This window comes from Paeniglutamicibacter gangotriensis Lz1y (assembly GCF_000348945.1).
Classification (GTDB): domain Bacteria; phylum Actinomycetota; class Actinomycetes; order Actinomycetales; family Micrococcaceae; genus Paeniglutamicibacter; species Paeniglutamicibacter gangotriensis.
The window spans coordinates 169,723-196,607 of the sequence record NZ_AOCK01000011.1; the positions used below are offsets into that span (position 1 = coordinate 169,723).

Genomic DNA, 26,885 nt, shown 5'->3' on the forward strand with positions numbered 1-26,885 from the left:
CGAGACATGATTGATTTCAACAATGCTTCCGTATTCAAACTCAGCCCCTGCAACCCAAACGACGTCGCGGGCGAGGTTTCTCCGCTCTTTGTGCAGGACGAGGAACTACTCGCCTCGTTCAAGGGCGCACGTGACTATGTGGTCTTCACCAGCAAGAGACTCATCGCGGTAAACATCCAGGGCCTCACGGGCAAGAAGAGGGACTACACGTCGTTGCCGTATTCCAAGATCCAGGCCTTCTCGGTGGAGACCGCCGGGACCTTCGATCTCGACGCCGAGCTTGATATGTGGTTCAGCGGCCTGGGCAAAGTCCGACTCGAATTCAAAGGAAAAGTCGACGTTCGGGCACTCTCGCAGCTGATCGCCTCCTACGTCCTGTAACGCAATTTGCTCCTAGCGGCGGCGGAGTCTGCTCGATTCACGGGAAACGCCCAGCCAGTTTCCGGCATCGACCCTAGCCTTTGATTCGTTGGAACAAGGTGTAGGACCACCGATTCAACCACTGGAGCCCTTTGCTTTTATTCCGCGCACCCACTTCGACCATGCCTTCCAACCCACCGGAAGCACGGCCCAAGTATGCCCATCAGGAAGACTTGTCGCACCGCCGGACCGTGGTATTGCTGGGGATCGATGGAGCCGGCAAGACCACAACCGCAACTGCGCTGATGGCGTCCATGCGCGCTTCCGGGATCCGCGCCCAGTTGCTGCGCAATCCGGGTGGGCGCCGCTGGATGTCACGTGTGGCAGCTTGGTTCGGAACGGCGCCGACTCCAGCATGGGCCAACCTATTCGAATCGATCGTGCGGTGCATCAACGTGTTGCTCGCCCATGCCCGGGCGTCCGGATTCCCCGGAACCACCATCATGGATCGCCATGTGGCGTGCCAGCTGGTCCTGCGATCCGTTCGCGGCCAGCCCCAAGGTGTCTTGCTTCCCTGGCTGCTGGCCCGGCTGCCACGCCCCGAGGCCATCATCTTGATCGATGTCCCTGCCGACATCGCCCACGCGCGGATTCTCTTGCGCGGGGAAGACAGCGAGACACTCGCGTACTTGGAATCATCGCGCAAGGCCTACTTGAAAATCGCGCGAGCCAAGGGCTGGCACATCATCGACGGGTCCGGGACCCCACCCCAGGTAGCACTCACGGTCTTGTCGGCCGCGTCCCCCAAGGTTTGGGACGACAGTATTCCCCTCGTCGGTCTCGGCCCAATGCCGCGGTTGATGCGCCGACGTGCGCGGCAATGATTGAGCTCTTCTTCAGCTTGCAGTAAGTCCGGGACTTTTTCGGCCGATTCCCGAGCGGAACCACCACTTTTCGAGTTTCCAGCACGGATCGATGTGCGGAGGACTACATTTTTAGATTATGAGAAGAAGTGCGAATCTTTCCGCTAGAACCCTCTAGCCGGGGCTGGATTAGTACGGAAATGTAGTTCCTACGCAGAAAGAACGCCGGAACAACCTACCGAGATCACCAATGAAGACGATCCCGAACCGGCACCGGCAATCCAGCAAGGAGAAGGCAATGACCGAGCAGAACTCGACAGAGAACCGTATCGCAGCAATCGAAGAGGATTGGGCGAGCAACCCCCGCTGGACCGGCACCACTCGTGATTACTCTGCAGCAGAAGTAGTCAAGCTGCAGGGCTCCGTGCAGGAAGAGCACACCCTGGCCCGTCGCGGCTCCGAAAAGCTCTGGAAGCAGCTCACCGAGGAAGCCCCGACCGGCGGCTACACCAACGCGCTGGGCGCCCTGACCGGCAACCAGGCCGTACAGCAGGTCAAGGCCGGCCTCCGTGCCATCTATCTTTCCGGTTGGCAGGTCGCCGCAGATGCCAACCTCGCCGGCCAAACCTACCCGGACCAGTCGCTGTACCCGGCCAACTCGGTTCCGCAGGTGGTCCGCCGCATCAACAACGCACTGCTTCGCGCCGATCAGATCGAGCATGCAGAAGGCATCAAGACCGTTGAGGACTGGCTCGTGCCGATCGTTGCCGACGCCGAAGCCGGCTTCGGTGGCCCGCTGAACGCCTACGAACTGATGAAGTCGATGATCACTTCCGGTGCCTCGGGCGTCCACTGGGAAGACCAGCTCGCTTCCGAGAAGAAGTGTGGCCACCTCGGTGGCAAGGTCCTCATCCCGACCCAGCAGCACGTTCGCACGCTGAACGCAGCCCGCCTGGCAGCAGACGTCGCCGGCACCCCGTCGGTCGTCATTGCCCGCACCGACGCCGAGGCAGCAACCCTGATCACCTCGGATGTTGATGACCGTGACAAGCAGTTCGTCACCGGCGAGCGCACCGCAGAAGGCTTCTACAAGGTCACCAACGGCATCGAACCCTGCATTGCCCGTGCCAAGGCCTACGCACCGTATTCCGACCTCATCTGGATGGAGACCGGCACCCCGGACCTGGAACTGGCCCGCAAGTTCGCCGAGGCAGTCAAGGCCGACTTCCCGGATCAGATGCTTTCCTACAACTGCTCACCTTCCTTCAACTGGAAGAAGCACCTGGACGATGCAACCATCGCCAAGTTCCAGCGCGAACTCGGCGCCATGGGCTTCACCTTCCAGTTCATCACCCTCGCTGGCTTCCACGCCCTGAACCACTCGATGTTCAACTTGGCCCACGGCTACGCCCGTGACGGCATGAGCGCCTATGTCGAGCTCCAGGAAGCGGAATTCGCCTCCGAGGTAGACGGCTACACCGCCACCAAGCACCAGCGCGAAGTGGGCACCGGCTACTTCGACGATATTGCCACGGTCCTGAACCCGAACGCCTCAACCCTGGCGCTTGCGGGATCGACCGAAGCCGGCCAGTTCCACTAAACACACCACGGCGGTTGCCGCCGCGGTTCAGGTGGGGCCGGTGCACGATCACCGGCCCCGCCTGAATACCCGTATTTCCCTCAGCTTCCCCGGCACACCGCCACCCACAGACATTTGATTGACGAAGGAGTCACAGCCATGAACGATCCAATCACCCTGAACGGTATTACTCTGGTCGCTGCCCCGGTTCGCCGGCAGGAAGAGATCCTCACACCCCAGGCGCTGGATTTCTTGGCCCAGCTCCACAAGGCATTCGACGGGCGCCGTGCAGAACTCATGCAGACGCGCCAGCTGAATCGCGCCCGGATCGCCAATGGCTCGGACCCGAAGTTCCGCCCTGAGACCAAGTCCATCCGCGACGATGCGACCTGGCAGGTTGCTCCCATCGCCCCCGGCCTGGAGGACCGCCGCGTGGAGATCACCGGCCCCACCGACCGCAAGATGGCCATCAACGCACTGAACTCCGGCGCCAAGGTCTGGCTGGCGGACCTCGAGGACTCCTCGACCCCCACCTGGTCCAACGTCATCAACGGGCAGCTGAACCTGCGCAGCGTGTTGGACCGCAACATCGACTTCACCTCGCCGGAGGGCAAGGAATACAAGCTCTCCGGTGAAACCCTCGCCGACCTGCCCACCATCGTGGTCCGCCCTCGCGGCTGGCACTTGCCCGAAAAGAACCTGCTGGTGGCCGGCAAGCCCGTTTCCGGCGCCTTGGTCGACTTCGGCCTGTACTTTTTCCACAATGCGCAGCGCCTGATTTCCCAGGGCCGCGGCCCATACTTCTACCTGCCGAAAATCGAGAACCACCTCGAGGCCCGCCTCTGGAACGATGTCTTCGTGCTGGCTCAGGACCTCATCGGGATCCCGCAGGGCACCATCCGCGCCACGGTCCTGATCGAAACCATCACCGCAGCTTTCGAGATGGAGGAGATCCTCTACGAGCTGCGCGAGCATTCCGCCGGATTGAACGCCGGGCGTTGGGACTACATCTTCTCCATCATCAAGAACTTCCGTTCCCGCGGCCCGCGCTTCGTGCTCCCGGACCGTTCCATGGTGACCATGACGGCCCCGTTCATGCGCTCCTACACCGAGCAGCTGGTGCGGGCCTGCCACCGCCGCGGTGCCATGGCCATCGGAGGCATGGCCGCCTTCATCCCCAACCGCAAGGACGAAACCATCAACACTTTGGCCTTCGAGAAGGTCCGTGCCGATAAGACCCGCGAGGCCAACGACGGCTTCGATGGTTCCTGGGTGGCCCACCCGGACCTGGTTCCGGTGGCCCGCGAGGTCTTCGACTCGGTGCTTGGCGACAAGCCAAACCAACGCGAGCGCACCCGTGAGGACGTCACCCCGGATGACAAGGAGCTGCTGAACATCGCCGGCACCGAGGGCAAGATCACCGAGGGCGGCATCCGCAACAACATCGAGGTAGGCATCCGCTACATGGAAGCCTGGCTGCGCGGCAACGGAGCGGTGGCCATCCACAACCTCATGGAGGATGCGGCCACCGCGGAGATCTCGCGTTCGCAGATCTGGCAGTGGATCCAGCAGTCCGCCATCACCGACGAAGGTGAGCTGGTGTCCCGGGCCTGGGTCGAGGACCTGACCGAAGAGGAATTCGAGAAGCTTTCGCGCTTTGAGGGCGACCGTTTCGACGACGCCCGCGAGATCTTCGAGGCTTGTGCCCTGCGTGAGGATTTCCCGACCTTCCTCACCGTCCAGGCGTACAACCGCTACCTGCGCGAGGCCAAGGCACTCGAACCGGCAGCATAGACCCGCTGTGGTGGCGGGGGCAGGGGGCAAGCGCAACGACGCGAATACCCCTTGGTCCCCGTCACCAAGCAACAACTGAATAGACTTCGATCGTCCCCACCGGCAGAGCTGCCCATGGCGGGGACGATCGTTTTCTGTCTGGATTTAAGCCCTGCGTTGGCTACTGATCATCACCAAACTCAATGCGTGGTCCCTGTGAACTAACATGATGGAAACTGGTGGTTTAGAGACGAGCGATTCTATTCGCTGCACAGCAAAACTTGGGGGTCAACATGAACGAGAAGAATGCCGATGATTCGGTCGACGAACCGGTCCTGAACCGTGTCTGTCGGTATTGCAGTGTCCAGTCGACGGCTTCAGGTAGCTTCTGTCCGAACTGCGGGAAGCCCTTCGGAAAAAAGACTGCACCTTCCCCCAAAATTCTGTGGACCGTGATTACTGCTGTGGTTGTGGTCCTGGGAGTACTTGCCATCGTCTTCTTTACTCAACAAGAAGCCACCAAAAGGGCCGCGGACGACGCTCACGCTTCGCAAGTCGCAGCGGCTTCTTCAGCAGCCGCAAGTTCATCCGCTGCGGGAGCCGCAGCATCCGCAGAGGTAGTCGCGGCTGCTTCGGCGGCCGCCGCATCCGAAGAGACGGAGCGGGCGGTCCGCAACGTCTACGTTTCGGAACTTGAGGCCAGCATTGAAAAGGACGCGAAGGCCCGCGTGAAGCAGGGAACACTCACCGGTCCGATCAAGCGCGTTTCCTGCACACCGACTGGCGGTGGCTCTCTCGACGACCTTACGAGCCTCACCACGACCTTCGAATGCATAGCGGTGAACGAGACCAATAAAGACAAGACAGAAAGTGGTTATGTCTTTACCTCCACCATGAATTGGGACGAAGCCACATATTCTTGGCACTTGGGTCGATAGCAAGCTTTTACACGAGCAGGCTTGTCAAAACGCGACACATTTATCAGGCGCCTGTTGGCAACGACACCACCGGATGCGTCACGAAAGGCTCCCTTACCTAGATGCGCTGGCCGATAATTGGAGGTGGCTCCTGATCGGGGCCAAAACTGTGAATTAGCCTAAGGAGCCCGGTGAGCCAGCCACACGATCCGCCAACAAAACTCTTCACTCGGGACTTCCTGCTTGCCGCCGTCGCAAATCTTTTCATCTCCATGGTCTTCTACCTGCTGATGACTTCAATGGCGCTCTACGCCGTAGACAGGTTCCAAGCCTCCGACAGCGCCGCCGGCCTGGCCTCGAGCGTATTCATCATCGGCTCGGTGACCGCCAGGCTCTTCGCCGGCAGACTGTTGCTCGTGCTGGGGCGCAAACGACTGATGGTCATCTCCCTGTGCGTCTTCGTCCTGGCTTCGGTGCTCTACATGGCCAGTTACACCTTGTGGCTGTTGTTGCTCGTCCGTTTCGTCCACGGCATGGCCTTCGGCGCGGGCAACACCGCGATCGCCACCGCGGTGCAGTCGATCATTCCGCCGGCGCGGCGCAGCGAGGGGACCGGATACTTCGGGCTCTCCACCACCTTGTCCACCGCCGCCGGCCCATTCCTGGCGGTCCTGTTGGCAGCGGGAGGCAATTACACCTCGGTCTTCGTCTTCTGCGCCATTTCCTCGGCGGTGGCACTGACCGTGGGCCTGCTGATCCGCATGCCCGAGCCACCACGTGCCAGCGTCAGGAACTCCTCCGGGGCTCGACCTGGCGGATTCATCCGTTCGATTATCAGCCCCGCCGCGCTACCCATCTCCCTGGTGCTGCTGGTGTGCGGCATCGCCTACTCGGGGATCATTTCATTTCTGGCCCCGTTCCTGATTTCCCGTTCCATGGCCGAGGCCGCCAGCTGGTTCTTCCTGATCTATGCCGTCACGGTGCTCTTGTCCAGACTCTTTGCCGGACGCATCCAAGACCGGCGCGGAGACAACGCCATCATGTATCCCCTGCTGCTGGTCTTTGCCCTGGGCATGGCCGCACTGGCGTTCACCCCGTCCAACCTGACCATCGCCGCAGCTGCGGCGCTGACGGGGTTCGGGTTCGGTGCGCTGATGCCCTGTGCGCAGGCGATTGCCGTGAATGCGGTTCCCGCCGCGGAGTTGGGTGTCGCAACCTCGACCTTCTTCCTGATGCTTGACGTGGGGATCGGATTCGGTCCGGTGGCCTTGGGCCTGCTGATCCCGCATCTGGGATACACCGGCATGTTCGCGGTATTGACGGTGCTTTCGGTGCTGGGCATTGCCTTGTACTTCCAGGTGCACGGGCGCCACCCTCGTGCCTCCGTAGGTCGTACGGCTTAGCTGGAGCTCTCGCGGTTCCACCAGCGCGGGCTGTCCCGCACGAACGCGACGATCGTCCACCCCACCAGTGCCAGCGCGGCCACCCACAGGATCAACAACCCCACCTGCAGGTAGAGGAAAGCACCGACGAAGGACCCGAGGGTGATCATGCCCCAGAGCGCACCATAGGGCAGCCAAGCCCCTTTCGGTCCGCCCAGCAGGGCACCGGCCAGATGCTGCCCCATCTTCACCAGGGCCCCTGTCATGTAGGTCAATCCCACAGTGACTTCCCCTCGGCGCGTGTAAGTTGCGTTGATGGCACCCATCGACATGGCCATGAGGACCGCCGTCCAGATGCCTCGCGCGGTGCCCAGTGTGGTCAGCGCCGAGGCCAGGAGGAAGATCGAGGATACCGAGAGCACTGCCCCGCGCCGATGCACGGAGGGCACCTGGCTGGCCACGGTCGCCGCGGCCACGCCCAATACGAAGCTGAGCACCAGCCCGATGGCAATGGCCCACTCAAAGACGTTGCCTTCGGCGAGGCCCGCGCTGGAGCGGGTCGAGTTACCGCTCATGAACGAGACGAAATACCCGCCGAAGTGGATGAAGGCCACCCCATCGACGAAACCGGCTATTGCGGTAAGCCCACTGGCATAGGCGATGCCCCGCCATCCCAACGACCGCGCCACGTGTGTTCTCCTCGTCCGGGCCCCGACCAGCAACGATGCAAGGCCACAGGGCTCCATAAGTTTTCGGACCGCCACCAGCGCAACGCGCTTCCGGTCCCACACCAGTCTATTGTTATGCGCAATTCGCACCGCCGCGGCACATGCAAAGCCCAGAATGGCTTTGCTCCCTTGCCACCAAAGGCCACAGAGTTCCGGGAGTGATCCGCGCCACCGAATCATCTCCGATCCGGGCCTCCGACTTACCATTGGATACGTCCCCCTTTCCGAGCAAAGGTTTCTCCGTGCCACAATTCGCCCAGGCGCTTGCCCGCGGCCTGAACGTCCGCCACGTCCGATTCATGGCCCTAGGCTCGGCCATCGGCACCGGATTGTTCTACGGCTCCGCCTCCGCCATCCAGGCCGCCGGACCGGCGGTGCTGCTGGCATACATGATCGGCGGCGCAGCAGTCTTCATGGTGATGCGCGCACTGGGAGAGATGGCCGTGCGCCACCCCGTGTCCGGGTCCTTCGGACAGTACGCCTCCAAGTACCTGGGTCCCTTCGCGGGGTTCATCACCGGATGGACGTTTGCGTTCGAAATGGCGATCGTGGCCATCGCGGATGTCACGGCGTTCGGCATCTACATGGGGTTCTGGTTCCCCGACGTGCCACGCTGGATCTGGATTCTGGCCATCATCTTCATCATTGCCGCACTGAACACCATGAAGGTCAGGGTCTTCGGCGAGACCGAATTCTGGCTCTCGTTGATCAAGGTCTCCGCGATCATCGCCATGATTGCCGGCGGCGTCCTGATCGTGGTCTTCGGTTTCGGTCTACCTGCCGAGGCGAACCCCGGGATCGCGACCTTGCTGGGCGCCGGAGGGTTCTTCCCCAACGGGTTCTGGGGCCTGCTGGCGTCCTTCTCCATCGTGATGTTCGCCTTTGGCGGCATCGAAACCATCGGCATCACCGCCGGCGAGGCGGAGAACCCCAAATCCGTGGTGCCCAAGGCGATCAACACCGTGCCGGTACGTATCTTGCTGTTCTACGTGTGCACGCTGGGCATCTTGATGATGATCTACCCCTGGAACGAAATCGGCACCGAGGGCAGCCCATTTGTGCAGATTTTCGACAACCTGGGCATCCCTGCAGCCGCACACATTCTCAACGCCGTCGTGATCACCGCCGCGATCTCCGCGATCAACTCGGATATCTTCGGCGCCGGACGGATGATGTTCGGCCTGGCTCAGCAGGGCCACGCCCCGGCCTCCTTCGGCAAGATCTCCCGCAATGGCGTGCCCTGGATGACCGTGCTGGTCATGGGAGCTGTGCTGCTCGTGGGTGTGTGGCTCAATGCGGTCATGCCCGAATCGCTCTTCCTGCTCATTGCCTCGATCGCCACGTTCGCCACCGTGTGGGTGTGGTTGATGATCCTGCTCTCGCACATCGCCATGAAGCGCTCGATTGCCCGGGAGAATCTGCCCGCCTCCGAGTTCCCCTCGCCGTTGTGGCCCGTAGGTTCCTACCTTGCCCTGGCCTTCATGGGCTTTGTGATCGTGCTGCTGGGCATCATGCCCGGCACCCGAGTGGCTCTGCTGGTGGGTGTCGTATGGATCGGGTTCCTCTTCATCGCCTACAAGGTGTGGGTCCGCGGCAAGGGCCATGAAAGGGCCGAACTCGAGGACGAGACCGGACGCGATTACGTCTCCATCGATTAGCGCTGTTCCCCCGCTTCGCTAGGGAATAGGCGGACGGAAGCCGGTGTTGCCCAAGACATGACTGAAACTCGCTTGAGCGTTGACATCTATTCCGACATTGCCTGCCCGTGGTGCTACATCGGCAAACGCCGCTTCGAGAAGGCCGTCTCTGCCCTGCCCTTTGGCGACAAGGTGGACGTCAAATGGCATGCGTTCCAGCTGGATCCCGCGCTTCCGGAGCACTATGAGGGAAGCGAAATCGACTATCTGGTCCAGGCCAAGGGCATGCCCGCCGACCAGGTTGCCGGCATGCTCGAACACGTCACCACCCAGGCAGCCGCTGAGGGACTGGACTACGACTTCGACTCCCTCCACGTCGCCAATTCCTTCACCGCGCTGCGCCTGCTGGCCCTGGCCAAGGAACGGGAGCTGGGCGACCAGATGAAGGAAGCGCTGCTTTCGGCGCATTTCGAGCAAGGCATCAACACCGGCAGCGTTGAAGCGCTCCAGCAGATCGCCGACACGGTGGGCCTGGACCCGGCCGAATCCGCGCAGGTGCTGGCCGGCGACAAGTACACCGACGAGGTGCGCGCAGACAGCGTGCGGGCCCGCGAGCTGGGTGTGACGGGGGTGCCGTTCTTCGTTCTGGAGAACAAGTACGGAATTTCCGGTGCCCAGCCCTCCGAGGTCTTTGAACAGGCACTGGGACAGGTCTGGCAAGAAATCGGCGGCGACTCGCTGCAGATGCTCGGAACACCCTCGACCGACGGTGAGACCTGCGGGCCGGAAGGGTGCAACTAGCGGCGGCAGCGTCCTACTTGTCCTTCGACGGCGCGGACTTGGCCGGAGCCTTCGTTTCCTTGGCTTCGTCCTTGGGTTTCGGCGCGGTGCAGCCGAGCTTACCGGCCTTCGTGTTGACCGATTTCTCCTTGACCAGGTCCTTGTACTTGGTGCCGATCACCACGTCCACGGTGCTACCGGGGCGCTTTGCATCGTAGACGTACGTCAGGCCCTTGATGTTGCGTTGCACCGTCATCGCCTGGGCGTAACCGTCGGGGCCGGATCTCACAGCGCCAACCACCTCGACGGGGGAAAGCCGGGCGTTGCCCACATCCACGACCTTGAACCCGCGTTTGCGTAGTTTGGTCGCCGTGGCACCTGCAAGCCCCGAGATCTGGGTGGCATTCATGACGTTGACCTTCATCTTGCCTGGCTCGATGTAGCTGAACTCCGTGGTGGGGCAGGCCTCGTTAAACGCTACAGAGGATTCCACAGTCTGTTGGGGTTCCAGAGCATCGATAACAATGGCACGCGTATTAATCAGGTAGGCCATCACCATGGCCGCAGCCAGGACCAGAACCACCAGGGTCAAGATGATCCCGTGGCGGATGGCGCGTCGGCGCTTAAGCCGGGCATCGGTGGTGAATTCGGGGCTCGCCAACTCATCCTCGGTGATGATGCGGTGGCCGTGCCAATCCTTCGGGTCCTTGTCGCGCGCCATGACTGTTCCCCCTTCAGCCTTCCAAAAGCAGCACGCGGGCGTGCAGAATCGAGCGTTGGTGCAGAGCTGTGCGAACCGCCCGATGCAGCCCGTCTTCGAGGTAACGGGTTCCCTTCCACTGCACAACGTGGGGAAACAGGTCGCCGAAGAACGTGGAGTCCTCAGCCAACAACGCGGCGAGGTCCAAGGTGCTCTTGGTGGTCACCAACTCATCGAGGCGAACCTGCATGGGCGCAACGGCGGCCCAGTCCTTGGGGGTGACGTATCCATGTTCCGGATACGGGCGCGAATCGCCGACAGATTTGAAGATCACTTGACCAGCTTAGGAAACTTCCGGCGACAAATGGAACGAATCGCCGGATTCTGTGCGAGTCGCGGTTCCTCTAAGCTGTTTCAGAGTCCGCGTCAAGGGTCACGACGCATGGATTCACAGTACGGAACGTGAAGTAACTTGTGCTGTCACAAACCACCCGTGCGGGTGCATTGTTGAACTATGAGTACAGTCCTCACCACCGTTCCGGTCCTAGATATGTCTACCGCACGCAACGCCGATGGCTCTTTTGATGAAGACTTCATTACGGCACTGCGAGATGCTGCCCACCGCGTGGGCTTCTTCCAGATCACCGGATTCGGTGCTCCAGATGGCACGACGCAGAACCTGCTCAAGACCCTGGCCGATTTCTTTGCGCTGCCAGTAGAGCAAAAGCTGAAACTAGACAACCGCAGCTCGGCACAATTCCGCGGTTACACCCGACTTGGCGCCGAGATCACCCGTGGCCGGGCCGACTCACGCGAACAGATCGACTACGGACCCGAACGCGAGGTCCTCTCCGAAATCCCCGCCGATGCCCCCTACCTGAACCTCCAGGGACCGAACCAGTGGCCCGCCGAGTTCCCACAGCTTGAAAACGTGGCCATGGACTGGGCAACGCTGATGAACCAGGTGGGCTCCGAACTGCTCTCCGCACTTGCGGTTGGCTTGGGCCTGCCGCAGGAATACTTCGCAGAACCCTTCGACCATGCCCCGGCATGGATGGGCAAGCTGGTCCACTACGTCGGCGGCGGGATCGTCCCGGAAGCCGGCACCCAGGGCGTTGGCGCTCACGCCGATTACGGCTTCATCACGCTGCTGCTGCAGGATTCCGTCGGCGGCCTACAAGTCCAGCCCTACGGCCAGGACGAATGGATCGAAGTGGCACCGATAGAAGGCGCACTAGTGGTGAACATCGGAGAGATGCTCGAAGTCGCCACCAACGGTTACCTGATGGCCACCATCCACCGGGTCACCGCTCCCCCGGCCGGCGTGGACCGCTACTCGGTTCCATTCTTTTACTCGCCACGATTGGACTCGGTGATCAGCCCCGTGCCGCTTCCGGCCAAGCTTGCGGCCGATGCCCGAGGCGTCTCCGACGATCCAGAGAATCCGATGTTGGCCTCCTACGGTGCCAATGTCCTCAAGGGCTGGCTGCGTGCCCACCCGCAGACCGCGCAGAAGCACTACCCCTCCTTGTTGAAGTAACACCAAAGGGACTGGACTGACTCCGTCGACGGCGGGCCGGAACATGGATGACTTGGTCATTCGCATTCCAGTCCGCCGCTGCCGTTGCAGTGGGAAACCGGGGCCGGAACATATGCTGTATCCATGAGTGCCACACACGCCGGAACGCAGCGCCTCGCCGGCCATGGTTTGCAATCGCTGATCTCCCGGATCGTCACCAAGGGAGTTCCCTTTTCCGAACTGCCGCTTCGCCACAAGGCCGGCTGGTCCCAAACACCGATGATGCTGGCAGTCGGTATATCCTGCCTTTTGGCCCTGGTGACCTCCCCGCAGGAAATCTTCGGCGATGCGCTTTTCGTCTCCGGCGTCCTGCTGACGGTGCTATGCCAGATCCTGGCGTGGACCATTCCCTGGGATTCGTTCAAGGCACCCCAGGCCTACCTCGCCATCCCGTCATTGGCCATGGTGGCGGCGGTACTCATGGGCGTGGGTGCCTACCCGTGGCTCTCTGGGGTTTCCCTGCTGCTGGCTTTTCCGGTCTTCTGGTTCGCTTGGTCGGACTTCTTCCCACGGCTGACACTGCTGCTGTCCTTTATGCTGCCGCTGGCCACCATCTGGCTACAGCTATGGAACCGTGACATCCCCATGACCTCCGATGCCATGATCAGACCGATGCTGATTCCCTTGGCGATCTGGGCCTTGGCAACCACCACGGTGATCGCCGCACACAATGCCACACTCGGTGAACGGCAGCTCCGCGACACCCTGGCTGCTTCTCGGCGCCAGGAACATCTGCTGAACGCAGTCCTCAACGCCGCAAACGTCGGCGTCGTGGTGGTGGACCGGGAGGGGAACGATGTGTTCATGAACGACGTCCAGCGCTTCCAACATCACCATGCCTCCCCCAGCGGGCATCCGGATCCTACCGAAGCAGAATTGCTGGTGCGTGAGGTCTCCCCCACTTATGAACCCAACCCCGAGCTCCTACCGCCCGAGCGCCGTCCAGTGGTGCGATCAATCCGCCAGGAGGAGTTCACCGACGAGCTCTTTGCGCTGGGCCCGTTGGATGACCCGATGTACCTGTCTGTTTCTGGACGTTCGTTTTTTGACGAAGACAGACAGTACGACGGTGCGGTGACCATGTTCAAGAACATCACCCCGCTCTTGGAGGCGTCCAAGACACGGGACCGTTTCCTTGCAAACGTGAGCCACGAACTGCGTACCCCGCTGACCTCGATCCTTGGGTATGTGGAACTACTTCAGGAAAATGGGGAGCTGGACGCGGCCCAGCGAAAATCTGTGGATGTGATCTCGCGGAACGCAGAGAGAATGCTGCTCATGGTCACCGACCTGCTGACTGCCGCTGCAGGTCAGCACGAGGTCAAAATCGCCGCGATCGATTTGGGCGAGGTAATCCACCGGCAGCTTGAATCATTACATCCCAGGGCCGTCGCAGCAGGCATCACACTCATCGAGGGTCGAATGTGCCACGAAACGGTATTGGGTGACGCACTGCGCCTCGGACAGGTACTGGACAATCTGGTCTCCAACGCCATCAAGTACACCGAGGTCGGCGGCACGGTGACCATCGCCATGAACTGCACCAACCAAGAGATCTCGCTGCAAGTCAGTGACACCGGGCAGGGGATCGCCGAGGACGATTTGAACGGCCTGTTCACCCGATTTTTCCGCACCGAATCGGCGCGCCGCTCCGGGCTGCCCGGTGTCGGGCTCGGACTGGCGATCAGCCAGGAGCTGGTCGTTGCCCATGGGGGGAAAATCACCGCCGAAAGCACCGTGGGCGAAGGAACGCGCATGACCATGGTGCTGCCGCGCAGGCATCCCGCCGGCGGCGCGTTCGGTGTCCAGCCCTTGGGGCTGCCGACCATCCGCAGCGGAATCATATAAGCAAGTTAAACGGCATTGCGTGGGCCCCGGGTAATCCCGGATCCCACGCAATGCCCAGGTTCACTGCTCTGCACTCAAGCCCCCAAGACGTGAGTGACGAACCTCGATTTTGTATCAGGGACTCATCACGTTCCCCTTACATCGGTCCTCACGAGTGAGCCGCGCCTTCCGATAAAAAACACTATTCCCTACCAACATCAAGTTTTCGTCCAATCGTGGACAAAATTGGCTCAAGTTAAGCTCAAGATTCCGGGCGTCTACCTTGAGCTTAACTTTCGCTAATTTGGGGGCAGTTCGTGAGGTTGACGGTTGATGATTGGTCCATGAAGTCCCTGCAACCAGACCCCGGCGCCGAGATGTGTATGCGGACACTGGGAAAACTGTGCGAGGAACTTGGCCCGGATTCCGTCGACGAATACATCTTAATGTTCAAGTCGCTGTGGCCCTCGCGCGTGGCGCGCTTGCGAGATGCGTTGTCTTCCAACGATCGAGATATGGGGGAAGACGCAGCACTGTCCCTACGCTCCTCGGCCACCATGGCCGGGGCCTACGAGTTGGCTGGCCTCGCATTGCAACTCCAACAGGCATTCCGGGAGGGCACCGTGGGGGCACGGACCGAGCTGGTCCGCAGCATCGAATATTCCGGAAAGATGGTGCTGAGAGTGTTGGAGACACCCGGATTCACTGAACGGGCGCTGCGTACCTACCGCGAATCCGTCAGCGCTTAGCCACCGTCCGGTATCCAACCCCGCGTACTGTTTCGATCCAGCGCGGCTTTTGGACCGAATCGCCCAGCTTGCGCCTCAGGTTCCCCACATGGACCTCCACCGAACGTTCATCCGCGGCAGAGACGTAGGTCCCCGCGTCAAGTTCTTCGTCACGCAATCGCCTGACGAGATCGGTCTTGGTACGGATATGGCCGCGGGCGCCGACCAGTGCTTCAAGCAAAGTGAATTCCGTGGGCGTAACGATCGTGGGCTGCCCATCGACGTGGACCGAATACATTGCCACATCGACCACCAACCCATTGAGCGCGCGCAAATGGGCTGTATCGAAGGCGACTTCGGTGACCGAGTCATCAACTGCCTGCACCGCCGGCTGCCCTTCGGTAGGAGAGTCTCCGCGCTGGACTCCTTCAGTGGAAGCGCGACGACGCATGATTGCATCCACCCGGGCGCGCAGCTCCCGTGGCCGGAATGGCTTGGTGACGTACTCGTCGGCGCCCGACTCGAGGCCAAGGACGGTGTCGATCTCGTCGGAGCGTGCGGTGAGCATCAGAATGTGGGCATCGGAAACGCGGCGGATCCGTCGGGCGGTTTCAAACCCGTCAATGTCGGGGAGTCCGATGTCCAACGTGACTAGGTCCGGTCGATGTTTTTCCGCCATTTTCACGCCTGCTACTCCGGAATCGGTGGATAGGACGTCGAATCCCGATTGCTGCAGGACCACCTCCAGCAGTCCCCGGATGTCCGCGTCGTCTTCCACGACCACGGCAATGCGTCGTTCGATCACCAAGTCCGCCCTTCAACTACGTATGCTGGGCATCAGCGGTCTCGAGCCAAGCCCTAGTCGTTAGTCTAACGACTAGGGCTTGGTGGTGGAGCCTAAACGAAAAAGGCCCTGACCTGATTTCTCAGGTCAAGACCGATTTCGTATCCGCGGAGGATGGGGGATTTGAACCCCCGAGGGCGTGAACCCAACACGCGTTCCAGGCGTGCGCCATAGGCCGCTAGGCGAATCCTCCAGCTTGCTCCAAAGAGCAGGTTCCAGCATAGCGGACATTTTCGGTGACAACTAATCGATCCTTGGTCCTCGGTTCCCGGACCGCACTGAGGCAGCTTTCGTCCACTATCCCGCACACCCGCGACCAAGAACCCAGCAATCCACGGCCGGATGCCGAAGGGCCACCGGCCCTCGAGCTCCGGGTTGAACTAGAACATGGGAAAGTTTGCGGCTCACCAGAGCATTCAAGGACCAGAAGTCCCCGGCATACCCGCCGCCGGGTCACGCTACTATGCCGGTCTGGACGGCGCCTGGAGCCTCGTGGTCGAAGGACATCTTCAACACTCGCCCTTGGCCCAGGCGGTAGCGAAGCTCACATCCAGCCCCTGCCCGCGCACCCCCGGGCAAGGGCTGGAGCAGTTGCGCCAGCTCGGCCACATCAGGGCCATGATCGACGGATTGGAATCCACACTGTTGGCCGATACCTGCGAAATGGTGCAGCGCGGTATGCCCACCCCACTGTCGGAGGAGAATCCCACACTCTTTGATTACAAACGCGAGCTCGAGGAACACGGTTATCCGCTCACCCGCATGGATGCCGATCTGAACCGCTCCTCGTTCGTGGCCGAAGCCTCCCTGGCGACTCGAACCTCGGAACGCTCCACATTCAACCGGTTGGCCACCGCCGAAGGCCTACGCAACATCCACGAGGATTCACTTTCCGCCCTGCACAACGGCACCATCACCGCACGCACTGCGGCGGCCTTGGTCAAGCAGACCCGAGACATTCCGCTCGCCACGGCCAAACAGATCGAGGCGATCCTGCTGCCCACCGCAGCAAACGCCTCGGATGCCGCCATGGCCCTGCGCATCAAGCGCGCGCGGGAACGGATGCATCCGGAACCAGCGGCCGACCGCCGTTCACGGGCGGAAGCGGGACGGTCGTTGATGTGGTGGCCCGAAGAAGACGGAATGGCGGTGCTGCAGGCTTATCTCCCTGCCGAGGACGTGCTGGCAATCTACAACACCGTGTCAGCGCATTCGAACCTCCTACTCGCCGGCGAGGAGATGCGTTCGTTGGGGCATCTGCGGGCCGATGTGTTCCGGGATTCGCTGATCGATGGCTGGCCCGGCGCCGGGCCTAAGAAGCCCCCTCCCTTTGTGGGGTTAACGATCCCGGCCTTGGAATTATTGGCCAACCCGGAACGCGGGACAGCGAATCTGGAAGGGTACGGGCCGATCCCTCTGGGGATCGCGGTGCGACTGGCCGCGGACGCACCGTCAATGCGAGCCATCCTCACCGACCCGTGGACCGGTTCGGTCCTGGATTTGGGTCGCAAACGCTACAAACCATCGAAGGCGCTGCGTGATTTCCTGCGAGTGCGCGACGAACACTGCCGCTTCCCGGGGTGTCGGCGTGCCCCAGAGTTTTCCGAGTTCGACCACATCGAGGACTGGGCCGCTGGAGGAGGAACCTCGGTGGCCAATGCCCAATTGCTGTGTAAGCGACACCAAATCTACAAGCATGTCCTCGGCTGGCAGGCGGTGCACCTGGGCAACGGGTCGTTGCAATGGCGCACCCCGCACGGCACCACCACAGTGGAATTGCCCGATGGGCTGCTCTATCCCCGCCCTCTGGGGCCCAAGATGCCTGCGCTGCAGCTGATGCTTCCGGGAACGACCATCGATGCACCCGCCAAACGGTTGCTGGGCTGGGACGACTCCGATCAAGTTCCGCGTATCCCGGACGCCGGCCCCGAGAATCGGTGACCCTGGGGGCGTGCGGCCCAACCTCCCATGGATTTCGGGCCGGGGCCCTGTTTCGGGTAGACTATTTGACGGCCCCTCATGTGGTGTCATCCTGTTGAACTCCCCCAGGACCGGAAGGTAGCAAGGGTAGATGGGCTCTGGCAGGTGCATGAGGGGCCTTTACTATTTCCCCGCTTCCGAGCGCCGGTTCCCACCGCCTCGACGCCGGGTGTCGAGAGGGAGTGGATCCATGGGTGCCGGACGATTCGCCCCTAGCCCTTCTGGCGAGCTCCACCTGGGCAACCTACGCACCGCGATCCTCGCCTGGCTCTTCGCCCGCTCCACGAACCGTCGTTTTCTCCTGCGAATCGAAGACCTAGACCGGGCCCGCGCGGGCGCCGAAGAACTTCAGCTGGCCGATCTTCGAGCCATCGGACTGGAGTGGGACGGCCCCACCGTCCGGCAGACCGAGCGCACCGAGTTGTACACCGCGGCGATCGAAGAACTGCGCTCACGCGATCTGCTCTTCGAGTGCTTCTGCACCCGGCGCGATATCACCGAGGCCTCCAGCGCTCCCCATGCCGCACCGGGAACCTACCCGGGAACCTGCCGTGATCTGAGCGCTTCGGAGCGGGAAGCAAAACGGGCGGTGCGTCCCGCGGCACTGCGGTTGCGCAGTGATACTCACGAATTCGCCATCACCGATGTACTCCACGGCCGATTCACGGGCATCGTCGACGACTTTGTGGTGCTGCGCAACGACTCGGTCCCTGCATACAATCTGGCGGTGGTCGTCGATGACGGAATCCAGGGCATCGACCAAGTGGTTCGCGGGGACGATCTGCTCACTTCGGCACCCCGGCAGGCCTACCTCGCGCAGCTGCTGGGCTACCGAGTTCCGACCTATGCCCACGTCCAGTTGGCGCTAAACGGGGAGGGCAGGCGCCTGGCAAAACGCGACGGCTCGGTAACCCTAGGCCAGCTGGCACAGCATGGCACCTCGCCCGAGGCGGCCCGCACCATGATCCTTGCCTCGTTGGGACTGCCGACCTCCTCGCTGGACGCGGCGCTCGACGCCTTTGATCCGACGCTCCTGCCCACGCATCCGTGGGTGTTCACAACCGATCCGAATGCGCTTGGCACCGGAAAACCGATAGGGTGGCCCTCGTGAGTACAGCTCTTTACCGTCGCTACCGTCCAGACACTTTTGCGGACGTGATCGGGCAGGAACATGTCACCACGCCGCTGATGACGGCCCTTGAAAAGAACCGGGTCAACCATGCCTATCTCTTCTCGGGTCCGCGCGGTTGTGGCAAGACCACGTCCGCCCGCATCCTTGCCCGCTGCCTGAATTGTGCCCAGGGCCCGACGCCAACCCCGTGCGGCACCTGCCCCAGCTGTGTCGAATTGGCCAGCGGCGGCCCGGGCTCCCTCGACGTGATCGAGATTGACGCGGCCTCCCACGGCGGCGTCGACGACGCCCGCGACCTGCGCGAACGTGCCACCTTCGCCCCGGTCCGCGACAAGTACAAGATTTTCATCATCGACGAGGCCCACATGGTCACCTCGGCGGGCTTCAACGCGCTGCTGAAGATCGTCGAAGAACCGCCAGAGCACATCAAGTTCATCTTTGCCACAACCGAACCTGACAAGGTCATTGGCACCATCCGCTCGCGCACGCACCACTACCCGTTCCGGCTGGTGCCGCCCGAGCCTCTGATCAAGTACCTCGAGTACCTGTGCACCGCCGAGGGCGTCGAGGTGGCACCAGGGGTGCTCTCTCTGGTCATCCGGGCCGGCGGCGGTTCGGTGCGCGACTCGCTCTCCGTCCTTGACCAGCTGATTGCCGGTGCCGGGCCCCATGGCCTGGACTACGAGCTGGCGGTATCGCTGCTCGGCTACACCCATGCTTCATTGCTTGACGACGTGGTCGATGCGCTGGGTGCCGGCGACGCAAAAACCGTCTTTGGCGCCGTGGACCGCGTGGTGCAGACCGGGCACGACCCGCGACGGTTCGTCGAAGATCTGCTCGAACGCTTCCGTGACCTCATCATCGTGCGTGCAGTTCCCGAAAACGCCGCCCAGATCATTCGTGGGTTGCCCGAGGACCAGCTGCACCGGATGCAGGCTCAGGCCGCCGGACTCGGCCAGTCCGAGCTCAGCCGTTGGGCGGATGTAACCAATGCGGGGCTGACCGAGATGACCGGTGCGACGTCCCCGCGCCTGCACCTCGAGCTGCTTTGCGCCCGATTGCTGCTGCCTGCCTCCGATGCCACCGAGCGCGGTTTCAACGCACGCATGGACCGGGTGGAGCGACGGCTGGCCTTCGCGGGCGACGAGCTTCCCCCAGCACCGTCCAGCGACACCGGGGGCATCGGTTCCTCAAGCGGATCCGGCGGCTACGAGGGCGAGTCCTCGGGCCAGGGTGCCGCAGCTGTACGTGAGGCGCTGCGTGCAGCCCGCGCGCAAAAGGAAGCGGGCAACTCTGAGGCTCCTGCCGCAACGGTTGCTCCGGAGGCTAGCGCCCCCGTCGAGCCAGTCCCGGAAGCACCTGTTTCCGAGGAACCTGCTCCGGCACCGGAGGCCGAGTCCGCACCGGTGTCCGTCGAGCCTGTTCGGCCGACAACTTCTCAGGCTCCGGAGCCGCAGTTCGCGGCGCCTGCCCCCGCGCAGCCAGATCAACCCGAGGAACCCACCGCGAACCCCGCCGATTGGGGCGGCACGTGGGGCCCCGTTCCCGAGGGCCCGATCAACCCGGTTACCGAACCGGTCTCAGCCGCGCATGGCTCCACGGTGCACCCGCCGGCCAATGTGCCGCCGTTCAGCATTCTTCCCGACCGGGCTGCCGAGGACGTCCCCGCCGGGGAGCCCGTGGCGCCGGCCCCGGAGCCCGCACCCATCCAGCAAAACCAGGCGATGGCGGACTTCACCAAGAAAGCCAAGGCCGAGCAGGCTGAGCGCGAACGCGTCGCTGCCGAACGTGCAGCCGCCGAGCAGGCCGCGCAGGAAAAAGCGGCGGCCGAGCAGCGCGCCGCCGCAGAACGTGCTGCCCAGGAAAAGGCAGCTGCCGAACAACGGGCCGCCCAGCAGCAGGGGCAACAGCAGCAACGCCAGATTCCACCCCAACAAAACCAGCAGCCACGGAACCCCGCAGCAGGCCAGGGGCAGATGCCTCCTCAGCAGCAACAGGGACAGCAGCAGCAGCGCCAGATGCCACCCCAACAAAACCAGCAGCCACAGAACCCCGCAGCAGGCCAGGGGCAGATGCCACCTCAGCAGCAACAGGGGCAGCAGCAACAACCTCCTGCCGCGCAGCAGCAGAGCCAAGGATCCGGAGCCGCTTCCGGCGGCACCGGATCGGTGGAAATGTTCCGTCGTGCCTGGCCTGACATCCTGGAAGAACTGAAGAATAACAAGAAGTTCGTCTGGGCGATGGTGGCCCCAAACGCCTCCATCACCGGATTCGACGGTCGCACGCTGACCGTGAGCTTCGCACACTCCGGGGCCATGACGGCATTCACCGGGCGGCACGACAACGTGGCGATCCTGGGCCAATGCATCCAGAAGGTGCTCGGCGTGAACATTGAGTTGGTCATCGCAGAGGGAGGCTCCGCACCTGCGGGTGGTGCCGGCCCAAAAGTTGATCGCCGGCCCGAGCCGGCGGTGACCAACGGTCCAGCTGAATCCGCATCATTCCAGCGCACTGCCGCAGCCAACTCCGGTGCGCCCGCTGCCAGCCAACAGGACCGGGACGCCGCAGAGCCCCGCCCTTCCTCTCCGTCACCGCGGCACCCCGCGGAAGCTGAAAAGCCGACGGCACCCGTGCCTTCGATGGCCCCTGCCGCACCGCAGCCTGTCGCGCAGCCGGTCGTTAGCCAGCCGCAGCCAGATCCGGCACCCGAACCATCCGCGTCCTCTGCACCATCCGCGCCTTCCGCCTGGACAGCATCTGATGAGGATCCAGGTTTCGGACCGGAACCGACATGGGATTCCGAACCGTGGGACGACGGCGGCGGCGACTGGGACGCAGCTTCCGTTCCGGTGCCCGACTGGGAATCAGATCCGGGCACGCCTGCCCCCGAAGCGAGGGTCGATGACTCCAGGTATGCTCCTGCCGGAGCATCGCGTCCAGCGGTCCCGGCCCCGGCGAGACCCGAGGGCTACGTAGCTCCTGCCCCGTCGCTGGGCGACGCCGGCCGTCCCGTGGCACCGCCGCCGGGTGCCTCCGCAGCGACCTGGGGCATGCCGGTTCCCGCCCCCGAGCCAACAGCCGCTCCAACCACCGGTGCGTCTGCACCGGCCAATGGCGCAAAGCTCAGCCGCTACCAGCGGCTAATGAACCGTGCCGCAGGCATCACCGATTCCACTCCGGCGCCCGTGCACGCCCCGATCACCACCGACCCGGCGGCCGGCGCCTGGGGTAACCCCGACGACGCACCGGATTTTGCCCGTCCACGGCCGGCCGGCGATCCCGGTCCACCACCAGCGGGTGCACGGCCAACCCCGGTAGAATCGGATGAGACGGAATTCGTCCCCAGCGACGACGACATCGAGATCGAGGATTCCTCGCTGATCGGGGTCCCGGCCATCGAACGCATCCTCAACGGTCGCATCATCGAGGAACGCGATGCGCAGGGCAACGTGATCGAAAGGCCCAACCGGCCCCGGTGAGAAACCCCGCGCGCAAGCGTCGGGGGCGGCATGTAGTCTCTGGTGCACGCAAACCCCAGATGCAGCGAACAGCAGATTAGGCAGTGTGAAACCAAGTGTACGAAGGCGCAGTACAAGAACTGATTGACGAGTTGGGCAGGCTTCCGGGCATCGGTCCCAAGTCGGCGCAGCGCATTGCCTTCCACATCCTCGAGGCCGATCCGCAGGACATGGTGCGGCTGGCCCAAGCCATCTCCGTGGTGAAGGAACGGGTGAAGTACTGCACCATCTGCTTCAATGTCTCCGAGTCCGAGACGTGCACGCTTTGCCGCGACGAACGCCGCAGCGACGAGATCATCTGCGTCGTGGAGGAGTCCAAGGACGTGGTGGCCATCGAGCGCTCACGGGCATTCTCTGGCAGGTACCACGTGCTGGGCGGGGCCATCAACCCGATCAACGGCATCGGTCCCGAACAGCTGCACGTGCGTGAGCTCATTGCCCGGCTGGGCGATGAGCGCATCACCGAAATCATCCTGGCCACCGACCCCAACTTGGAGGGCGAGGCCACCGCGACCTACCTGGTGCGCACGCTGCGTCCGCTGGGCATCAAGATCAGCCGTTTGGCCTCCGGGCTGCCGGTGGGCGGAGACCTGGAGTATGCCGACGAGGTGACCCTGGCCCGCGCCATCGAGGGCCGGCGCAACACCGCACCGTCGGCACCTGCCGCACCCCTGGTCAGAACCCCGTTGCCGGCCACGGAACCGACTTCCTCTTCCTGATCCCCGGGCGCCCGGGTGTTTCGGGCGCCGGGCTAGGCGATCCGTGTTCCGGAAGCGAGCTTTCCCGCCGGGGTCTTGAGCTTGTTGCGCCCCGCCACGAGGATTCCGGCGGCTAGCAACAGCTGGATGCCTAGGCCCAGGGGCCATAGCGGACCGGGGTTCTGCGCCTGAGGCGGGTCGACGCTCTTGACGCCGTTCAAACAGGGGATTTGCGATTTGGGTCCGGCCTGCGAATAACGCACTCCCTCGCTGATGGCGCCCATGGGCCCTGCGGCGTTGAACATCTGCTCATCGGCCGGGGCGGGAGCCTGGGGAACTGCGTCGGCAACCACAACAAAGGGGTTCGCGGCCAGCAACCACGTGATGCGTTCGGTGGCGAAGCTCTGCTCTGGGTACAGCCGAGTTCCGCAGGTGTAGTTCTCTTCGTCCCACGTTCCGTAGAATTCGCCGGACTGGTATTCCTCGGGCCAGACTTGCTCCGAAACTTGCACCTCGACCTTGACCAGCTGCATGCTCAGCCCATAGGCGATCAGCGTCCCCAACCCGAGCAGGGCCACCAGCAGGTAGGTCACCATCACGGCAAAGAGGGTGCGGTTTGCCAGGGCCGAGATTCCGACCCCCAACGCGCAGACGATGCCGAGCTCCACCGCCAGCATGCCCACAAGCACCGGGGCCGCCGGCAGATACACGTCCCCGTAGGTCATGGCCCATCCGATCAACGGGATCGTGACCACCAAGAAGCCCAGCGACGCCGCCCACGACGCCAGCCATTTGCCCCACAGCAATTGTCCGGGGGTTAAAAGCGTGTTCTGCAGTATTGCCAGTGTTCCGTTGGCGCGATCCCCGGTGATCGAGTTGGCGCTCAGCGCAGGGGCAATGAGCATGCCGAAAAACAACACGAAAGCGATGACGAGCTCGAACATCATCTGCCCGGGGCCCACTTCTTCCAAGCCAACGCTCAGTGCTGCAAGGCCCACGACCGCAGCGACCACCACGAACCAGATGCCCAGCATGATGTACCAGCCGCGGTTGCGTACGCGCTGACGGATTTCCAAGCCGAACACCGTGCCGATGCCCGAAAGATATCCCAGCTTCGATGCAGGGACCGCCGTCCGCGGGGGCGTGGAGATGCTCATGGCATTTCATCCTCAAGACTCAAGTAGGTCTCCTCGAGGAGACCCGACGACGGGGCAAATGCAGTGATCGGGATGCCGGCACCAACCAGGGCGCCCAGCAGTTGGGCTGCCCGGTTTTCACCGGGAAGCTTGAGCTTGGCGCTTCCTCCGCGGTTTTCCAGATTCCCCAGGTAGCTGGCTTGGAGGTTGTTGGATTCCAATCCGGCGCGCAATGCGGCCAAGTCCAGGGAGGCGATGGTGTAGCGGCGATCCTGTGCTCCGGCTTCGGCCAATGACTGGCTGCGGACCGTTTTCCCTTTGGAAAGGAATACCGCCGCGTCAGCCATTTCGTCGAGCTCCACCAACACATGGGAGCTGATCACGACGGTCTTGCCGCTGTCGGCAAGGCCCCGCACCATGGTGCGCAATTGAACGCGGGCGCCTGGGTCCAATCCGCTGGCAGGTTCATCAAGGAGTAGCACCGCGGGGTCGTTGATCAAGGCCCGGGCCATCGAGAGTCGTTGGGCCTGCCCACGTGAAAGAACCCTGGCCGGGGTATCGGCCAGTTCTCCGAGGCCCACCACGTCCAACAGTTCGTTGGCCCGAACCTTGGCCCGTGCTTTGTCGATTCCGTAAAGGGCCGCGACGGTGGTCAGAATTTCACGGCTGGTCAAGGCTTCCCAGAAACCCAGGGTGTCGGGCATCCACCCCAGCATGGAGCGCACCGCTCGAGGCTCGGCAAGCGGATCGAGGCCGTTGACTCGAATCGTTCCGGCGTCGGGGCGCAACAGGGACGCCAGCATTAACAACAGCGTGGTCTTCCCCGATCCGTTGGGGCCGATCAGTGCGGTGACTCGCCCCGGTTCCGCATGAAAATCGATGTTCTCGACCGCTTTAACCGATCCAAAAGACCGAGCCAGACCAGTGGCGGTAATCCCCTGGTCGAAAAATCGGTGTTGCTCGATCTCGCGGCTCATTCCCGTGGTTTTCATGGGAGCCCCTATCCTGTGATGTGTTCCGTGGCTCCCCCGAGACCAATATTTCAAAGCTACGCACTTTGACCTAGCAAGTCACGTGTTTATCCAACTCGTTACCAAATAGAAGTAACCGAGCAAACGTTCTTTTATGCCATGTCGTCGAAGGCGATCTGGTCGACATTTGATCGAGCAATCAGACCAGCTTCACCCGGCTTTATGACCTGTAACGGTCACGCGATGGGGGTTCGGTGCGTCACATTGGCTAACATAGGCAGGTGTTTGTAAAAAACGCACCGTTAGAAGTCCCTCTAGTCCCACCCCATGGAGTGTGCTGACGCATGAGCCTGATTGTCCAGAAATTTGGCGGATCTTCCGTTTCAGATGCCGAAGGCATCAAACGTGTTGCCCGTCGGATTATTGACACCAAGTCCGCCGGCCACGATGTTGTCGTAGTGGTTTCCGCTATGGGCGACACCACCGATGAATTGCTCGACCTCGCCGGTCAACTGACCACCAAAAAAGCCCCCGCTCGCGAGATGGACATGCTGCTGTCTGCCGGCGAACGAATCTCCATGGCCCTGCTGGCCATGGCCATCGATGGACTGGGAGCCAAGGCCGCATCCTTCACCGGCTCACAGGCCGGCATGATGACAGACGCCATTCACGGCAAGGCGCGGGTCATCGAAGTTTCCCCGAAGCGCGTCCGCCGGGCCATCGACCGCGGTTTCGTTGCAATCGTTGCCGGTTTCCAAGGCATGAGCAAGGAATCCAGAGACATCACCACCATGGGCCGTGGCGGTTCCGACACCACCGCGGTCGCCATGGCTGCCGCATTGGGCGCCGATGTCTGCGAGATCTACACCGATGTCGATGGCATTTACACCGCCGACCCCCGCGTGGTTCCGACCGCTCGGAAGATCGACACCATTTCCAGTGAGGAAATGCTTGAAATGGCAGCCTCCGGCGCCAAGATTCTTCACCTACGCTGCGTTGAGTACGCGCGTCGCTTCGGGGTTCCGCTTCACGTACGGTCCTCGTTCAGCACCAATGAGGGGACATGGGTCCTACCCAGCCCCGATGACCAGATCAAAATTCAAGAGGGAGAACCCTTGGAACAGCCCATCATCTCCGGCGTCGCCCACGATCGCTCCGAAGCCAAAGTCACGGTTGTCGGCGTGCCCGACATCCCTGGCAAGGCGGCCCACATCTTCCGCGTCATTGCCGGCGCCCACGCCAACATCGACATGATCGTGCAGAACGTCTCCAGGTCCGATACCGGCCGCACTGACATTTCGTTCACGCTGCCAATGGTCGATGGCGAGGCTGTCAAGGAAGCGCTGCGATCCTCCCAGGAGGAAATCGGCTTCCAAGAGATCTCCTACAACGAAAACGTCGGCAAGCTTTCGCTTATTGGTGCGGGCATGCGGTCCAACCCGGGCGTATCCTTCACCTTCTTCGAGGCGCTGCACCAAGCAGGCGTGAACGTGAACATGATTTCCACCTCGGAAATCCGCATCTCCATCGTCACAGATGCCGACAAGCTCGACGATGCGGTTCGTGCCATCCATGCCGCATTCGATTTAGACACCGATGACGAGGCCACTGTTTACGGCGGCACCGGGCGCTAAACCAGCGCATTTTCAACAACCTCGGGGTTCGCGGTACCGAAGGCAGACAAGAACGATTGTCTCCCGGTGCCGCGGGCCCTTTTTGCTGCGCGTAAGGCATGCGGGATGGGTTGATGGTG

22 protein-coding genes, 1 tRNA gene and 1 other RNA gene are annotated in these 26,885 nt (G+C 62.4%); 17 read left to right on the forward strand and 7 right to left on the reverse strand.

Going from position 1 to position 26,885, the window contains the following annotated elements:
* Positions 1 to 6 precede the first annotated feature (6 nt).
* The 6 genes from ADIAG_RS16855 to ADIAG_RS16880 all read left to right on the forward strand — a co-directional run bounded on the left by ADIAG_RS16855 (position 7) and on the right by ADIAG_RS16880 (position 6,895).
* Complete coding sequence (locus ADIAG_RS16855; protein ID WP_007272639.1) at positions 7 to 381, forward strand: PH domain-containing protein; 375 nt, start codon at positions 7 to 9, stop codon at positions 379 to 381.
* Between the two features lie 161 nt (positions 382 to 542).
* Positions 543 to 1,244 carry a dTMP kinase gene (locus ADIAG_RS16860; RefSeq protein WP_007272640.1) on the forward strand — a complete coding sequence of 234 codons (702 nt, stop codon included), beginning with the start codon at positions 543 to 545 and terminating at the stop codon, positions 1,242 to 1,244.
* A 277-nt stretch (positions 1,245 to 1,521) separates the two neighbouring features.
* Positions 1,522 to 2,823: an isocitrate lyase gene (gene aceA, locus ADIAG_RS16865; protein ID WP_007272641.1), complete on the forward strand. Its 1,302-nt coding sequence runs from the start codon at positions 1,522 to 1,524 to the stop codon at positions 2,821 to 2,823.
* Positions 2,824 to 2,961: 138 nt separating this feature from the next.
* Positions 2,962 to 4,596, forward strand: coding sequence for a malate synthase A (gene aceB, locus ADIAG_RS16870; protein WP_007272642.1), 1,635 nt, complete (start codon positions 2,962 to 2,964; stop codon positions 4,594 to 4,596).
* Positions 4,597 to 4,868: 272 nt separating this feature from the next.
* Positions 4,869 to 5,513, forward strand: coding sequence for a hypothetical protein (locus ADIAG_RS20495; RefSeq protein ID WP_007272643.1), 645 nt, complete (start codon positions 4,869 to 4,871; stop codon positions 5,511 to 5,513).
* 170 nt (positions 5,514 to 5,683) lie between these two features.
* Entirely contained in the window at positions 5,684 to 6,895 is a 1,212-nt protein-coding gene (locus ADIAG_RS16880; protein ID WP_007272644.1) for an MFS transporter, read from the forward strand.
* Here the strand turns inward: ADIAG_RS16880 and ADIAG_RS16885 are convergent.
* Entirely contained in the window at positions 6,892 to 7,563 is a 672-nt protein-coding gene (locus ADIAG_RS16885; RefSeq protein ID WP_007272645.1) for a YoaK family protein, read from the reverse strand. The two genes, ADIAG_RS16880 and ADIAG_RS16885, sit on opposite strands and share 4 nt — an antisense overlap.
* Before the next feature lie 338 nt (positions 7,564 to 7,901).
* Between ADIAG_RS16885 and ADIAG_RS16890 the strand changes: the two genes are divergently transcribed.
* Positions 7,902 to 9,260 carry an amino acid permease gene (locus tag ADIAG_RS16890; RefSeq protein ID WP_235045950.1) on the forward strand — a complete coding sequence of 453 codons (1,359 nt, stop codon included), beginning with the start codon at positions 7,902 to 7,904 and terminating at the stop codon, positions 9,258 to 9,260.
* A gap of 57 nt (positions 9,261 to 9,317) precedes the next feature.
* Entirely contained in the window at positions 9,318 to 10,040 is a 723-nt protein-coding gene (locus ADIAG_RS16895; RefSeq protein ID WP_007272647.1) for a DsbA family oxidoreductase, read from the forward strand.
* A gap of 13 nt (positions 10,041 to 10,053) precedes the next feature.
* Here ADIAG_RS16895 and ADIAG_RS20500 read toward each other — a convergent pair whose 3' ends face one another.
* Together ADIAG_RS20500 and ADIAG_RS16905 are read right to left on the reverse strand one after the other, a co-directional pair.
* Positions 10,054 to 10,740 (reverse strand): LytR C-terminal domain-containing protein, encoded by a 687-nt coding sequence (locus ADIAG_RS20500; RefSeq protein ID WP_007272648.1) that lies wholly within the window; start codon positions 10,738 to 10,740, stop codon positions 10,054 to 10,056.
* Between the two features lie 13 nt (positions 10,741 to 10,753).
* Positions 10,754 to 11,053, reverse strand: coding sequence for a type II toxin-antitoxin system VapB family antitoxin (locus ADIAG_RS16905; protein WP_007272649.1), 300 nt, complete (start codon positions 11,051 to 11,053; stop codon positions 10,754 to 10,756).
* A gap of 180 nt (positions 11,054 to 11,233) precedes the next feature.
* On the opposite strand from ADIAG_RS16905, the gene ADIAG_RS16910 reads away from it, so the two are divergent.
* The 3 genes from ADIAG_RS16910 (at position 11,234) to ADIAG_RS20505 (ending at position 14,874) form a co-directional block, all read left to right on the forward strand.
* Positions 11,234 to 12,259, forward strand: coding sequence for an isopenicillin N synthase family dioxygenase (locus tag ADIAG_RS16910; RefSeq protein WP_007272650.1), 1,026 nt, complete (start codon positions 11,234 to 11,236; stop codon positions 12,257 to 12,259).
* A 123-nt stretch (positions 12,260 to 12,382) separates the two neighbouring features.
* A complete protein-coding gene (locus ADIAG_RS16915; protein WP_007272651.1) occupies positions 12,383 to 14,146 on the forward strand; it encodes a sensor histidine kinase in 1,764 nt (587 codons plus the stop codon).
* A 323-nt stretch (positions 14,147 to 14,469) separates the two neighbouring features.
* Positions 14,470 to 14,874 (forward strand): Hpt domain-containing protein, encoded by a 405-nt coding sequence (locus ADIAG_RS20505; RefSeq protein ID WP_051059992.1) that lies wholly within the window; start codon positions 14,470 to 14,472, stop codon positions 14,872 to 14,874.
* Here the strand turns inward: ADIAG_RS20505 and ADIAG_RS16925 are convergent.
* The gene (locus ADIAG_RS16925; protein WP_007272653.1) at positions 14,864 to 15,658 is read right to left on the reverse strand and encodes a response regulator transcription factor; all 795 of its coding nucleotides are present in this window, start codon (positions 15,656 to 15,658) and stop codon (positions 14,864 to 14,866) included. The two genes, ADIAG_RS20505 and ADIAG_RS16925, sit on opposite strands and share 11 nt — an antisense overlap.
* A gap of 147 nt (positions 15,659 to 15,805) precedes the next feature.
* Positions 15,806 to 15,890 (reverse strand) — tRNA-Ser (locus tag ADIAG_RS16930).
* Between the two features lie 194 nt (positions 15,891 to 16,084).
* Between ADIAG_RS16930 and ADIAG_RS20510 the strand changes: the two genes are divergently transcribed.
* The 5 genes from ADIAG_RS20510 (at position 16,085) to recR (ending at position 23,046) form a co-directional block, all read left to right on the forward strand.
* Positions 16,085 to 17,638 carry an HNH endonuclease signature motif containing protein gene (locus ADIAG_RS20510; protein ID WP_007272654.1) on the forward strand — a complete coding sequence of 518 codons (1,554 nt, stop codon included), beginning with the start codon at positions 16,085 to 16,087 and terminating at the stop codon, positions 17,636 to 17,638.
* 67 nt (positions 17,639 to 17,705) lie between these two features.
* An RNA gene (ffs, locus tag ADIAG_RS21055) (signal recognition particle sRNA small type) lies at positions 17,706 to 17,802 on the forward strand.
* A 65-nt stretch (positions 17,803 to 17,867) separates the two neighbouring features.
* Positions 17,868 to 18,788 (forward strand): tRNA glutamyl-Q(34) synthetase GluQRS, encoded by a 921-nt coding sequence (gene gluQRS, locus ADIAG_RS16940; protein WP_007272655.1) that lies wholly within the window; start codon positions 17,868 to 17,870, stop codon positions 18,786 to 18,788.
* Positions 18,785 to 22,288: a DNA polymerase III subunit gamma and tau gene (locus ADIAG_RS16945; protein WP_007272656.1), complete on the forward strand. Its 3,504-nt coding sequence runs from the start codon at positions 18,785 to 18,787 to the stop codon at positions 22,286 to 22,288. Before gluQRS ends, ADIAG_RS16945 begins: the two co-directional genes overlap by 4 nt.
* Before the next feature lie 95 nt (positions 22,289 to 22,383).
* Positions 22,384 to 23,046, forward strand: coding sequence for a recombination mediator RecR (gene recR, locus ADIAG_RS16950; RefSeq protein ID WP_007272657.1), 663 nt, complete (start codon positions 22,384 to 22,386; stop codon positions 23,044 to 23,046).
* A gap of 32 nt (positions 23,047 to 23,078) precedes the next feature.
* Here recR and ADIAG_RS16955 read toward each other — a convergent pair whose 3' ends face one another.
* Both ADIAG_RS16955 and ADIAG_RS16960 read right to left on the reverse strand, forming a co-directional pair.
* Positions 23,079 to 24,182 carry an ABC transporter permease gene (locus ADIAG_RS16955; protein ID WP_007272658.1) on the reverse strand — a complete coding sequence of 368 codons (1,104 nt, stop codon included), beginning with the start codon at positions 24,180 to 24,182 and terminating at the stop codon, positions 23,079 to 23,081.
* Positions 24,179 to 25,153: an ABC transporter ATP-binding protein gene (locus ADIAG_RS16960; RefSeq protein ID WP_007272659.1), complete on the reverse strand. Its 975-nt coding sequence runs from the start codon at positions 25,151 to 25,153 to the stop codon at positions 24,179 to 24,181. Before ADIAG_RS16960 ends, ADIAG_RS16955 begins: the two co-directional genes overlap by 4 nt.
* Before the next feature lie 323 nt (positions 25,154 to 25,476).
* Between ADIAG_RS16960 and ADIAG_RS16965 the strand changes: the two genes are divergently transcribed.
* Positions 25,477 to 26,766 (forward strand): aspartate kinase, encoded by a 1,290-nt coding sequence (locus tag ADIAG_RS16965; protein WP_007272660.1) that lies wholly within the window; start codon positions 25,477 to 25,479, stop codon positions 26,764 to 26,766.
* The last annotated feature ends 119 nt before the right edge of the window (positions 26,767 to 26,885 follow it).

Bases quoted from the DNA above. Each gene is read 5' to 3' on its own strand.
- ADIAG_RS20510 (WP_007272654.1), top strand. From the start codon at position 16,085: ATGGGAAAGTTTGCGGCTCACCAGAGCATTCAAGGACCAGAAGTCCCC.
- ADIAG_RS16860 (WP_007272640.1), top strand. From the start codon at position 543: ATGCCTTCCAACCCACCGGAAGCACGGCCCAAGTATGCCCATCAGGAA.
- ADIAG_RS16965 (WP_007272660.1), top strand. From the start codon at position 25,477: ATGAGCCTGATTGTCCAGAAATTTGGCGGATCTTCCGTTTCAGATGCC.
- gluQRS (WP_007272655.1), top strand. From the start codon at position 17,868: ATGGGTGCCGGACGATTCGCCCCTAGCCCTTCTGGCGAGCTCCACCTG.
- ADIAG_RS16955 (WP_007272658.1), bottom strand. From the start codon at position 24,182: ATGAGCATCTCCACGCCCCCGCGGACGGCGGTCCCTGCATCGAAGCTG.
- ADIAG_RS16855 (WP_007272639.1), top strand. From the start codon at position 7: ATGATTGATTTCAACAATGCTTCCGTATTCAAACTCAGCCCCTGCAAC.
- ADIAG_RS16890 (WP_235045950.1), top strand. From the start codon at position 7,902: ATGGCCCTAGGCTCGGCCATCGGCACCGGATTGTTCTACGGCTCCGCC.
- ADIAG_RS20500 (WP_007272648.1), bottom strand. From the start codon at position 10,740: ATGGCGCGCGACAAGGACCCGAAGGATTGGCACGGCCACCGCATCATC.
- ADIAG_RS16895 (WP_007272647.1), top strand. From the start codon at position 9,318: ATGACTGAAACTCGCTTGAGCGTTGACATCTATTCCGACATTGCCTGC.
- ADIAG_RS16960 (WP_007272659.1), bottom strand. From the start codon at position 25,153: ATGAAAACCACGGGAATGAGCCGCGAGATCGAGCAACACCGATTTTTC.
- aceA (WP_007272641.1), top strand. From the start codon at position 1,522: ATGACCGAGCAGAACTCGACAGAGAACCGTATCGCAGCAATCGAAGAG.
- ADIAG_RS20495 (WP_007272643.1), top strand. From the start codon at position 4,869: ATGAACGAGAAGAATGCCGATGATTCGGTCGACGAACCGGTCCTGAAC.
- ADIAG_RS16910 (WP_007272650.1), top strand. From the start codon at position 11,234: ATGAGTACAGTCCTCACCACCGTTCCGGTCCTAGATATGTCTACCGCA.
- ADIAG_RS16915 (WP_007272651.1), top strand. From the start codon at position 12,383: ATGAGTGCCACACACGCCGGAACGCAGCGCCTCGCCGGCCATGGTTTG.
- aceB (WP_007272642.1), top strand. From the start codon at position 2,962: ATGAACGATCCAATCACCCTGAACGGTATTACTCTGGTCGCTGCCCCG.
- ADIAG_RS20505 (WP_051059992.1), top strand. From the start codon at position 14,470: ATGAAGTCCCTGCAACCAGACCCCGGCGCCGAGATGTGTATGCGGACA.